This is a genomic window from Brevundimonas sp. (assembly GCF_030656255.1).
In the GTDB taxonomy this organism is placed as follows: Bacteria; Pseudomonadota; Alphaproteobacteria; order Caulobacterales; family Caulobacteraceae; genus Brevundimonas.
In genome coordinates this window covers 1-11,730 of sequence record NZ_JAUSOE010000046.1, presented here as the reverse complement: position 1 = coordinate 11,730, position 11,730 = coordinate 1, and the positions used below count along the sequence as shown (strand labels likewise).

12 protein-coding genes and 1 pseudogene are annotated in these 11,730 nt (G+C 66.5%); all 13 read right to left on the bottom strand.

The annotated features are described in order from the left end of the window. A pseudogene (locus tag Q7J26_RS05020) lies at positions 1-159 on the bottom strand (lipid-A-disaccharide synthase); the annotation flags it as partial. Further along, entirely contained in the window at positions 156-995 is an 840-nt protein-coding gene (locus Q7J26_RS05015) for an LpxI family protein (protein WP_304935403.1), read from the bottom strand. The gene Q7J26_RS05015 and the pseudogene Q7J26_RS05020, both read right to left, overlap by 4 nt. Then, positions 992-1,780 (bottom strand): acyl-ACP--UDP-N-acetylglucosamine O-acyltransferase, encoded by a 789-nt coding sequence (gene lpxA, locus Q7J26_RS05010; protein WP_304935402.1) that lies wholly within the window; start codon positions 1,778-1,780, stop codon positions 992-994. The genes Q7J26_RS05015 and lpxA overlap by 4 nt, the downstream gene beginning before the upstream one ends. Beyond that, on the bottom strand, positions 1,780-2,256 hold the full coding sequence (gene fabZ, locus Q7J26_RS05005) for a 3-hydroxyacyl-ACP dehydratase FabZ (RefSeq protein ID WP_183195191.1): 477 nt from the start codon (positions 2,254-2,256) through the stop codon (positions 1,780-1,782). Before fabZ ends, lpxA begins: the two co-directional genes overlap by 1 nt. A 2-nt stretch (positions 2,257-2,258) precedes the next feature. Continuing rightward, the gene (lpxD, locus tag Q7J26_RS05000; protein WP_304935401.1) at positions 2,259-3,272 is read right to left on the bottom strand and encodes a UDP-3-O-(3-hydroxymyristoyl)glucosamine N-acyltransferase; all 1,014 of its coding nucleotides are present in this window, start codon (positions 3,270-3,272) and stop codon (positions 2,259-2,261) included. Between the two features lie 7 nt (positions 3,273-3,279). Continuing rightward, positions 3,280-3,885 carry an OmpH family outer membrane protein gene (locus Q7J26_RS04995; protein ID WP_304935400.1) on the bottom strand — a complete coding sequence of 202 codons (606 nt, stop codon included), beginning with the start codon at positions 3,883-3,885 and terminating at the stop codon, positions 3,280-3,282. 36 nt (positions 3,886-3,921) lie between these two features. Beyond that, positions 3,922-6,351: an outer membrane protein assembly factor BamA gene (gene bamA, locus Q7J26_RS04990; RefSeq protein WP_304935399.1), complete on the bottom strand. Its 2,430-nt coding sequence runs from the start codon at positions 6,349-6,351 to the stop codon at positions 3,922-3,924. Positions 6,352-6,380: 29 nt separating this feature from the next. Beyond that, positions 6,381-7,598 carry an RIP metalloprotease gene (locus Q7J26_RS04985; RefSeq protein WP_304935398.1) on the bottom strand — a complete coding sequence of 406 codons (1,218 nt, stop codon included), beginning with the start codon at positions 7,596-7,598 and terminating at the stop codon, positions 6,381-6,383. Between the two features lie 24 nt (positions 7,599-7,622). After that, on the bottom strand, positions 7,623-8,819 hold the full coding sequence (gene dxr / locus Q7J26_RS04980; protein ID WP_304935397.1) for a 1-deoxy-D-xylulose-5-phosphate reductoisomerase: 1,197 nt from the start codon (positions 8,817-8,819) through the stop codon (positions 7,623-7,625). Next, the gene (locus tag Q7J26_RS04975; RefSeq protein ID WP_304935396.1) at positions 8,816-9,637 is read right to left on the bottom strand and encodes a phosphatidate cytidylyltransferase; all 822 of its coding nucleotides are present in this window, start codon (positions 9,635-9,637) and stop codon (positions 8,816-8,818) included. Before Q7J26_RS04975 ends, dxr begins: the two co-directional genes overlap by 4 nt. Beyond that, a complete protein-coding gene (gene uppS / locus Q7J26_RS04970) occupies positions 9,637-10,395 on the bottom strand; it encodes a polyprenyl diphosphate synthase (RefSeq protein ID WP_304935395.1) in 759 nt (252 codons plus the stop codon). The genes Q7J26_RS04975 and uppS overlap by 1 nt, the downstream gene beginning before the upstream one ends. A gap of 37 nt (positions 10,396-10,432) precedes the next feature. Next, entirely contained in the window at positions 10,433-10,990 is a 558-nt protein-coding gene (gene frr / locus Q7J26_RS04965; protein WP_008263615.1) for a ribosome recycling factor, read from the bottom strand. A gap of 40 nt (positions 10,991-11,030) precedes the next feature. After that, a complete protein-coding gene (gene pyrH / locus Q7J26_RS04960) occupies positions 11,031-11,729 on the bottom strand; it encodes a UMP kinase (RefSeq protein ID WP_304935394.1) in 699 nt (232 codons plus the stop codon). Position 11,730: the final 1 nt, after the last annotated feature.

Genomic DNA, 11,730 nt, shown 5'->3' with positions numbered 1-11,730 from the left:
GGGGCTGACCACCCCTTCCGCCGCCATACGCGGACCGCCGACGCCGACGAAGCTGACCGCATCGCCCAGTCGGGTCTTCAGGGCCCGGGCCAGGCCGGCGCCCAGGGCGTCGCCCGAGGCCTCGGCCGCGACCAGCATGATCTTCAACGGACGGCTCATCGGTCTTCACCCCAGACGAACAGACCCAGCCGGTCCGCAGCCGCCACTATAGCCGGCCGGTCGATCAGGATCAGCCGCCCGGTCACGCCGGCGATGCCCGCCAGACCCGCCGCCGCCGCCAGTTCGACCGTGCGCGGCCCGATCACCGGCATATCGACGCGCAGATCCTGGATCGGCTTGGGCGCCTTGCCCAGCGCCCCCTTGGGGGCCGCCGGGGAACCGCGAAGATCGGCCGGCAGGCCCGCCACCCGGTGCAACATGGCGTCGGTCCCCTCCTGGGCCTCTACCGCCAGCACCAGACCGTCGCAGACGACCGCGCCCTGGCCGATATCCAGCTCCCCTGATTTTTCGGCGACATACAGCGCCTTTCTCAGATCGGCGATCTGCTCCGGCGTCGGCGTCACAGCGCCTAGCGCACCCTGCGCCAGGGTCTCGCCGCCCAGGATGTCATCGGCGCCTTCGACCGCAAACCCTTCGGCCTCGAAGACCGACAGGATCTTGCGCAACAGGGCGTCGTCGCCCTGGGTCGCCGCTGCGACGATCCCCGGCAGCAGGGTTGCGCCCTTGAAGTCCGGCTTCAAGCTCTTGAAATCGGGCCGGTTCACGATGCCCGCCAGACAGACGGTCGTACAGGCTTCCGCCTTCAGCGCCTTCAGTATGGCCCCGATCTGGGCCATGCCGAACTCGGCGCCCGGCCAGCGGGTCAGGTGGGGATCGGCGAACCCGGCCAGACGGATGATGAAGACCGGTCGCCCCTCGGCGTCGCACCGCGCCGCCACGGCCGCCGGCAGGTCGCCGCCGCCGGCGATCAGCCCCAGCTTTCCCGGGCCGGTCATTCCGCGTTCGGCAGACACAGCGGGCGCCGACCGCCGTCGCGGATAAAGGCGATGATCTCCATGATCTCGGGCAAATCGGCATAGGCCTGGGCCACGCCGTCGATCCGGCCGGCGAACTCGCCCTGGCCCTCGAACAGGTCGCGATAGGCCGCCAGCAGACGGCGCACCTGATCCTTGCCATAACCCTTGCGCTTCAGTCCGATCAGGTTCAGCCCGCGCAGTCGCGCGTGATTGCCCCAGGCCGAGCCGTAGGGGATGACGTCGCGCGTCACGGCGGCCAAACCGCCGATGATCGCCCCCTGCCCCACACGGCCGTTTTGGTGCACGGCGCACAGGCCGCCCAGGAAGACCTTGTCGCCGATATGAGCATGGCCGCCCAGGGTGGCGTTGTTGGCCATGACCAGATTGCTTCCGACCACGCAGTCGTGGCCGATATGCGCGCCGGTCATGAACAGATTGTTGGACCCGACCACGGTCACGCCCGTCCCCTGCGGCGTGCCCCTGTTGAAGGTGCAGTGCTCGCGGATCAGGTTGTTCTCGCCAATCTCCAGCCGCACCGGCTCGCCCTTGTAGCCGTTGTGCTGCGGATCGCCGCCGATGACGGCGAACGGATGGATCACCGTCCCCGCGCCCACGGTCGTATCCTGCTGAACCACCACATGGCTGACCAGACGCACGTTCTCAGCCAGGACCACGTTCGGCCCGACGGTGCACCAGGGCCCGACCTGGACCCCGTCGGAGAGGGTCGCCGTGGCGTCGATCAGGGCGGTCGGGTGGATGGTCATCAGGCGGCGGGCTCTGTCGCTGGAGTAGGCACAGTCACGACCATAGCCATGAATTCGGCCTCGGCCGCCAGTTTGCCGTCGATGAAGGTCTCGCCCCGGAACTTGTAGGCGTCGCCGCGCGCCTTGATCACCTTGACCTCCATGCGCAGCTGGTCGCCAGGCCGCGCCGGCTTCCTGAAGCGCACGCCGTCGATGGACATGAACATGATGACCTTGTCGGCCACGGCGACGTCCAGGGTCTTGGACATCAGCAGGGCGCCGGTCTGGGCCATGGCCTCAACGATCAGCACGCCCGGCATGACCGGATCGATCGGGAAATGGCCCTGGAAGAAGGGTTCATTGTGGGTGACGTTCTTGATCCCCACAATCGAAGTGCGGGGCACGAAGGCCTCGGCCTTGTCCACCAACAGGAAGGGATAGCGGTGCGGCAGCCGCCGCATCACCTCGGCGTAATCGATCTTGCCGTCTTCGCTCATCCCTATGATTCCTTCGGGGCCTTCTTTGAAGAGGCCTGTTTGGCGAGCCAGATGGTTTCGCGCAAGAACTGTCGGATCGGACGGGCCGGATAACCGGACCAGGTCTCCCCTGCCGGTATATTCGCCAGCACCCCGGCCCCGGCCGCAACCCGCGCGCCTTCGCCGATGGTGATGTGGTCGCCGATCCCCGCCTTGCCGCCGAAGATGACATTGTCGCCGCTGGTCACCGAGCCCGAAATGCCCGTATTGGCGGCCATCAGATTGTTGCGGCCGATGACGCAGTTGTGGCCCACCATGACCAGATTATCGATCTTGGTGTTCTCGCCGATCACCGTGTCATCATAGGCGCCGCGGTCGATGCAGGAGTTGGCGCCGACCGTCACCCCGTCCTGCAGTATGACGCGGCCCAGCTGGGGGATGTCCATGGCGCCGGCCGCCGTGCCGGTGGCGCCGAAGCCCGCCTCGCCGATCCGCGCCCCGGCGTACAGCTTCACCCGATCACCGATCAGGGCGAAGCCGACGGTGACGTTCGACCCGATCACGCAATCCCGGCCGATCTGCACGCCTGGACCGATGACGGTGTTGGCGCAGATGCGCGTGCCCCGGCCGATACGGACACCTTCGCCCAGGACAACGCCCGGCTCCACAACGACAGTGTCGTCCTCGGCCGCCTCGGACGCTGGAATGGCACGATCGAGCGTCACCGGGCGGTGCAGCAGGGCCGAGGCCATGGCCCAAGACGCTTGGGGTGTGCGGGACACGATCACGGCGGATTCGGCCGGCGCGGAAGCCGCCGCCTCGCCCGGCACGATCACGCAGCCGGCCTTGGTCGTCGCCAGGGCCGCCGCGAACTTGCGGTCGCCCAGAAACGCAATCGCGCCCCCGTCCGCAGAGGACAGGGGCGCGACCGAGTGGATGGCCCGGTCCCCGCCCCTCTCGACCTCGCCCCCGATTTTCGCCGCCAGTTCGGCGACGGTCAGAGGGGACAGGGTTTCGAAGAAGCGGGTGTCGGGCATGTCGAGCTTAGTTGGCGGCGGCCGGCTGTTGCGACTGCTGGGCCGGCACGGCCATACGGTTGAACGACAGGGTCGGCAGGGCCGTGTTCAGGCGCTGGATCGCCGTTTCGGTCAGGTCCATGGCCGGGTTCATCATGAAGACGCTCTCACGGTCCAGCAGCAGGCCGCAGCCCTTCTCTTGGTACAGGGCGGTCAGGATCGGCGACACGGCCTCGGTGATGGCCTGGCGTTGCATGGCCAGGGTGTACCGCAGCTCGTTCTCGCGCGTGGATTCCAGCTGTTGGGCTTCCTGGGCGCGCTGCTGCAGGGCCTGGCGGCGCTGCTGCAGTTGGTCAGCCGGCAGGCTGGCGCCCGAGGCTTGAAGCTGCTGGGCTTCGGTCTGCAGCGCGGTGGCGTAGGGCTGGAGTTCGCCCTGAACTTCCTGGGCGAGCTGTTGCATGCGCGCCTCGACGGCCTGGCCGGCGGCCGACTGGGCCAGCAGACGGGCGTTGTAATAGACGCAGACGCCCGGGATGACCGGACCGGGGTTGGCGGGCGCAGCGGCCTGTTGGGCCGAGGCGGCGGTGGCGACCAGGGTGGCGGCGGCCGTGGCGGCGATGATCAGAGCTTTCATGGGACTTCCTCGTGCGTGCGCTTTTGCGTCGCGGGCTTAGAACTGGGTGGAGGTCGAGAAGCGGAAGGATTCCGTCTTGTCGTAGTCTTCCTTGGACAGGACCTTGGAAATGTCGAACCGGATGGGACCCATCGGCGACTTCCAGTGAATGCTGACACCGGCCGAGGCCCTCAGCGACAACTCGTCCGCAATGCTGGAGTCGACCGTTCCGGTGGTCGTCAGCTTGTAGCGGTCATCCAGCACCCCCAGGGTGCCGACGTCGGCGAACAGCGAGGTCTTGATGCCGTACTGCTCGGGCAGATAGTTCGGCAGGGTCAGTTCAACGGTGCCGATGGCGTAGAAATTGCCGCCCAGGGCGTCGGTCGTATCGAGATCGCGCGGCCCCATGCCGGCGGTCTCGAAGCCGCGGAAGCTGTTGCCGCCCTTGAAGAAGCGGTCGTTGATCCGGATCGGGTCGCCGTTCCAGCCGCTGATATAGCCCGTCGACCCCTGAACGCTGACGACCCAACGCGGCGAGAAGCCATAGTACCAGGCCGCGTCGGCTTCGGTCTTCACATAGTTCACGTCGCCGCCGAGGCCGGCGAAGTCCTGCCGCAGCGAGCCCGACCAGCCGCGCGTCGGGCGGACCGGGTCGTTGGTGTAGTTCATCTGCAGCGTATAACCGATCGACGAGTTCAGATAGCTGCCGACCTGGTCGCACAGGGCCGAAGAGCCGCTGCCGGTCGTCGAGCAATAACCGTCCGGAACGATGATCTCGTCCGACTTCAGGAAGTAGCGGGTGCTGAGCAGCATATTGCCGTTCAGCGGATACGACAGGCGCAGGCCGCCGCCGGTCGAACGATAGTCGTAGGACGAATATTCGCTCAGGTCATAACGCGAGTGGAACAGGTCCCAACCGGCCCGAAGGTCGCGGCCCAGGAACTTGGGTTCGGTGAAGCGGAAATCGACCTGCTGACGCAGCGAGCCCCATTCCATCCGCGCCACGACGTTTTGGCCGCGTCCGCGGAAGTTCCGCTCGGAAATGCCCAGATTGACGGTGAAGGAGTCGACAGAGCTGAAGCCGGCGCCGACGGACAGTTCGCCGGTCGGCTGCTCCTGCACATTGACGTTGATGACCGAACGGTCGGGCGCGCTGCCGCGCGTCTCCTCGATCGTCACATCCTTGAAGAAGCCGAGCGCGCGCAGATTGTTGCGCGACCGCTCCATAAGGGCGCGGTTGAAGGCGTCGCCCTCGGTCAGCATCAGCTCGCGACGGATGACCGGGTCGATGGTGCGGGTGTTCCCGACCACATTGATGCGGTCGATATAGACGCGCTGGCCCTCGGACACGTTGAAGGTCACGTCCACCGTATCGGTATCGGGATTGGCTTTATAGGTCGGATTGATCTCGACGAAGGCGTAGCCGGCCGATCCGGCGGCGAAGGTCAAGGCGTCAACCGCCTGTTCGATCTTGTCGCTCTCGTAGAGCTGGCCTTCGCGGATGGGCACCAGCGCCTTCAGGAACTGGGCGTTCAACCGGTCATTCTCGGTGATGACCTCGACCTTGCCGAAGTTGTACTTGTCGCCCTCGTTCAGGGTCAGGGTCAGCTGGAAGGCCTGATCGTCAGGCTGAAGCTCGGCCACCGACGAGACGATGCGGAAGTCGTAATAGCCGCGGTTTGTATAGAATTTGCGCAGCTGCTCCTGGTCGTAATCCAGGCGGTTCGGATCATAGTTGTCGTTGCTGGAGAAGAACTTCCACCATTGCGACCGCTCGGTCACCATCACTTCACGCACGTCGCCGTCTGAGAAGGCCTGGTTGCCCAGAACGTTGATGGCGCTGATGCCGGTCTGAGGACCTTCGTTGATCTCGAAGATCACATCGACGCGATTCTGTTCAAGCTGAACCAGTTTCGGCGTCACGGTCGCCGAGATGCGGCCCTGCAGGCGATACAGTTCGACAATGGCGCCGACGTCTTCCTGCACCTTGGCGCGGGTGTAGATGCCGCGCGGCTGAAGCGTGACCTCCTTGGTCAGCTTGTCCTGCGACAGGGCGCTGTTCCCCTCGAACACCACCTGGTTGATGATCGGGTTCTCGACGATCTGAACGATCAGGTCGCCGTTCTGCACGCCCAGTTGCACGTCAGCGAACAGGCCGGTGCGCGACAGGGTGCGAACCGCGACGTCCAGAACCGAGGCGTCGACCGTGTCGCCAGGGCGGATCGGCAGATAGGACAGGACCGTGGTCTGGTCGATCCGCTGCGCGCCCTGCACCAGGATGCGGTTGACCGTCAGCGACTGAGGCGCGGCGATCTCGACGCGCGGCGGCTGTTCGCCGGCGGGCGCAGCCTGCGGAGCGCCGGGCGCTGCGGTCGCCGGCTCAGTCTGGGCCAAAGCCGGGGCGCTGAGGCCGGCGGCGACGACCAAGGCGAGGAGGCTGGAACGGGCGCCCAGTCGGACGGCGGCGCGAGAATTCATGTCGTTCATTCTGAAAACCATCGGGGGCTGGCGTCGGCTCACGAGACGAGCCCGCCGAGGAATTGGAAGATGTTGAGCTTCTGTAGGTCGTTCCACGTCGCGAACAACATAAATCCCGCCAGAAGCGCAAGACCTGCGCGATAGCCCATCTCCTGATACTGGGCGGCAACGGGTCGCCGCGCCACGGCTTCATAGCCGTAGAAAAGCAGATGGCCGCCGTCCAGCACAGGAATGGGCAAAAGGTTTAGAAAGCCGATTCCGATCGAAAGTATGGCGGCGAAGGTTGTCAGGGTGAGCAGAAGGTTGATTGCGATGGCCTCAGGCGCCGGATTGGCCGCCACAGCCGCCGTCGTCAGCGAACCGGTCGCCTTGGCGATGCCCAACGGACCGCTGAACTGGTCGCCCGACTCTCGGCCCGTGACCAGGCGGCCCAGGTAGGTCAGGGTCGAGCCGATCACCTCGCCGGTCTGACGCACGCCTTCGCCCACGGCTTCGATCGGGCCATAGCGGATATGGCGCACATCGCCGCGCGCCGGCGCGAGCCCCAGACCGATCCGGCCAACCTTGACGCGCCCGGCTATAGGATCGTTTTCCTCGCGTCGTTCAGGCGTGGCCGTCAGTTCAACAACCTGCTGTCCCCGCTCGACCGTAAACCGGACGGGATCGCCGGTTGACAGCATGACGGTGCGCGTAACCTCGCCGCCGTCCTTGATCGCCTTGCCGTTCACCACGGTGATCAGATCGCCGGTCTGGAAGCCGGCGGCGGCGGCGGGCGAGCCGGCCTGAACCTGGGCGACGCGGGCGGGCCGTAACTGGGCGCCTACGCTCATGAAGACGACCGCAAAGATTGTTATCGCTAGGATAAAGTTCGCAACCGGTCCGGCCACCACGATCAGGGCGCGCTGCCACACCGGCTTGAAATGGAAATAGTCGCGCTCGGCTCCTGGCCCGCCCTCGGCGATCACGCGCTGGCGCAGTTCGGCCAGGCCCGCCTGATCCGGCACGCTGGAAGCGTCCAGATCGCCCGAGAATTTCACATAGCCGCCCAGCGGCATCCAGCCGAACCGCCATTCGATGCCGTGCCGGTCGGTGCGGCTGAAGATCGCCTTGCCGAATCCGATGGCGAAACGGTCCACCTTCACGCCGAAGGCGCGGGCGACCAGGAAGTGACCCAGCTCATGAATGGTGACGATGAAGGTCAGCACCACCAGGAACGGCACGATGTAGATCAGGATCTGACCCAGAGCGCCCAGCATTGTAAAATCGTCTCCCCTGGCCGATCAGGCCGCGTTCGCCAGTCCGGCGATTATGGTTGAGGCCATCAGACGGGCCTCGGCATCGACCGAAAGGGCCGCGCCACAGGCGTCTCCAGAGCCGAAAACCATCCCCGCCTTCATCGCACGATCAAGGGTTTCGGCGACGACTGCGGCAATATTGAGAAAGGCCAGCTTGCGGTCAAGAAATGCAAAGGCCGCGACCTCGTTGGCGGCGTTGAACACGGCCGGCGCCGCGCCTCCAGTCTTCAGGGCCTGACGCGCCAGATCCAAGGCCGGGAACCGCGCCAGATCCGGCGCTTCGAACGTCAGCCGACCCAGAGCCGCCAGGTCCAGCTTCGGCGCCGGCCAGGCGATCCGGTCGGGCCAGGCCAGGGCGCAGGCGATGGGGGTGCGCATATCCGGCGGCCCCATCTGGGCCAGGGTCGAACCATCCACATATTCCACAAGGCTGTGGATGATCGATTCGGGGTGGACGACGACGTCGATCCGATCCGCCGGCATGGCGAACAGATAGGCCGCCTCGATCATCTCCAGGCCCTTGTTGGCCATGGAGGCGCTGTCGACGGAAATCTTGGCGCCCATGCTCCAATTCGGGTGGGCGACGGCCTGTTCGGGCGTGATCCCGGTCATCTGGGCGCGCGGGGTCTGGCGGAACGGCCCGCCCGAGGCGGTCAGCACCAGTTTCGACACCTGCTCGGGCGCATCGGCCGGGAACACCTGGAAGATGGCGGAATGTTCGGAATCGACCGGGATCAGCCGCCCCCCGGCCCGTCGAACACGCTCGATCAGGGCCGGACCGCAACAGACCAGGCTTTCTTTGTTCGCCAGCGCCAGGATGGCGCCGGTGTCGGCCGCCGCCCAGGCCGACTTCAGCCCCGCCGCCCCAACGATGGAGGCCATGATCCAGTCCGCCGGCCGCGTCGCGGCCTCGACAATGGCCGCCTCGCCCGCCGCTGCAGCCACGCCTGTTCCCGCCAGGGCGTCGCGCAGGTCGTTCAATTTCTTCGGATCCGCCGTCACCGCCAGTTTCGGCTTCCAGCGCCGCGCCTGCTCGGCCAATTTGGCGATATTGGCGCCGCCCGTCAGAGCCTCGACCTCAAAAGCCCCCGTGCCGGTGGCCTCGGCCTGTTCCATCAGGTCCAGGGTCGACGAGCCCACCGAGCCGGTGGAGCCCAGAACCGTGACGCGACGACGGATCAAGACGCGCCCTTTTCCAGCAGAACCACCAGCAGACGTCCCGCCGCCACGACAACGACCGCGAACATCAGTCCGTCCACCCGGTCCAGCAGGCCGCCGTGGCCTGGGATGGTGTTGCCCGCATCCTTGACGCCGAACCGACGCTTCAGCCCCGACTCCCACAGATCGCCGCCCATGGTGGCCAGAGCGGCCGCAAGACCCAGGATCGCGCCCCAGAAGATCGTCAGCCGCCCCATGTCGAACCAGGCGGTCAGGGCCGCACCGGCGACCGCGCCCGCCAGAATGCCGCCAATGAAGCCAGACCAGGTCTTGTTGGGCGAATAGCGCGGCCACAGCTTCGGCCCGCCCAGGGTCGAGCCGGCCAGATAGGCCAGGATGTCCGCCGACCAGGTCACAGCGAAGACAAGCGCCGTCCAGTGCAGACCGACCGGCCCGTCCCCGTCGCGCAGCCAGATCAGCAGAACCGAGGGCCAACCCAGATAAAGCACGCCATAGGCCGCATCCACGGCCTGTTGACCTCGGGCTCGGGCATAGAGCCCCGCAGCGGCGGCGCCGAACACCAGAATGACGAAGGCGACCGACATGACGCCGAAATAGGCGCTGACGACGGCGGCCACGACGGCCAGAGCCACCGCGAAACCGACGGGACGCGGGGCCTTCGGCGCGCTCATGGCCCCCCATTCGAAGGCCAGAACGACGCAGGCGGCCAGCATCAGCGCCAGAAACCAGACGCCCCCGAACCAAGTGGCGGCGACCGCCGCCGGCGCCAGAACGGCGGCCGAGGCCGCCCTCAACGCAATATCACGCCCCTTGACCGCCATCAGGCCGACACGCGCGCAGGCGCGTCCTCTCGCCCGCCGTAGCGGCGTTCGCGTTGAGCGAAGGCGGCGACCGCCTCCCCCAGCGCCTTCGGACCATAGTCGGGCCACAGGATGTCCTGGAACACCAGTTCGGCGTAGGCCGCTTCCCACAGCAGGAAGTTCGACAGCCGCTGCTCGCCCGAGGTGCGGACGATCAGATCCAGCGGCGGCGATCCCGCCGTGGCCAGACCGGCGGCCAGGGTGTCTTCATTGATCGGCTCGACCGTCTCGCCCGCCAGCAGCCGTTGCATGTGGCGACGCGCAGCGTCGACCAGATCGGCCCGGCCGCCGTAGTTGAAGGCGACCTGAAGCATGAACCGGTCGTTGTGGGCGGTCTGGCGCTCGGCCTTTTCGATAATGGCGGCGATGTCGGACGGCAGCCCGTCGCGACGGCCGAGAATGCGCAGGCGCACGCCCGCCTTCTCCAGCCGCGCCAGATCGCTGGCCACATAGGTCCGCACCAGGCCCATCAGGTCCGAGACCTCCTCGGCCGGACGGCTCCAGTTCTCGGTCGAAAAGCCGAAGACGGTCAGGCATTGGATGCCGAAATCGGGCGCGGCCTGGATCGTGCGCTTCAGCGCCTGGACCCCCTCGCGATGTCCCATGGCGCGCGGCAGCCCCCGGGCGTTCGCCCAGCGGCCGTTGCCGTCCATGATGATGGCGACATGGCGTGGCCCATCGGAACGCGAGCTCGAAGGCGCGGCGCGGTCTGCCGTCATCTGTCGTTCCGTCCCTTCAGGCCCAAGCCGTTCCGCCTCAGACCTGCATGATCTCTTGTTCCTTGGTCTTCAAGGCCTCGTCGATGCGCTTGATGGCGGCGTCCGTCTCCTTCTGGATGTCCGCCTCCAGCTTCTTCTGTTCGTCCTGGCTGATCTCGCCGGCCTTCTCGGCCTTCTTCAGATCGTCATTGGCGTCGCGGCGCACGTTGCGCACGGCGATCTTCTGCTGCTCGGTGTATTTTCCGGCCAGCTTGACCAGATCCTTGCGGCGTTCCTCGGTCAGCGGCGGCACGGGGATGCGCAGGGTCTGACCATCGACGATCGGGTTCAGGCCCAGGTTGGCGTTGCGAATGGCCTTTTCGACCGCGACTACCATGCCCTTGTCCCAGACGTTGACGGAGATCATCCGCGGCTCGGGCACGCTGATGGCGGCGACGGCTGACAGCGGAGACGCCGATCCATAGGCCTCGACCCGCACGGGCTCCAGCAGGCCGGCGTTGGCGCGTCCGGTGCGCAGGCCGCTGAACTCTTCCTTCAGCGCCACGACCGCCTTTTCCATGCGGTCGCGATAGGTTTTCACTTCGGGCTTGGCCATGGTCTTGGTCTCTCTTGTCTTGAACGAGTCGTTCGAACGATCAGGCGCGGTCCTGGATGATGGTGCAGGTGCCTTCGCCGGTCAGGGCGCGGCGCAGGGAGTCGTCTTCGCGGATCGAGAAGACCACGATCGGAATACCCGTGTCGCGCATCATGGCGATGGCGGAGGCGTCCATCACCCGCAGGTCCCGGGCCAGAACCTCCTGATAGGTCAGGGTCTCATAGCGGGTCGCGGTCGGATCCTTCTTGGGATCGGCGGTATAGACGCCGTCCACGCTGGTGCCCTTCAACAGAGCGTCGCAGCCCATTTCAGCCGCGCGAAGCGCAGCGCCCGAATCCGTCGTGAAGAAGGGCGCGCCGACGCCGGCGGCGAAGATGACCACGCGGCCCTTCTCGAGATGACGCAGGGCGCGGCGGCGGATGTAGGGTTCGGCAATGGCGGCCATCGGAATGGCGCTCTGCACGCGGGTCGAGACGCCGATCTTCTCCAGCGCCGACTGCATGGCCAGGGCGTTCATGATGGTGGCCAGCATGCCCATGTAATCGGCCTGGGCGCGCTCCATGCCCGCCGCCGCCTTGGACAGGCCGCGGAAGATGTTGCCGCCGCCGATCACCTGACAGATGTCCAGCCCGGTGTCCTTGGCCGCCTTGACCTCGGCCGCCATGCTGGCGACGGTATCGGGATCAATGCCGTACTGGCCCGGCCCCATCAGGGCTTCCCCCGACAGCTTCAAGAGGATG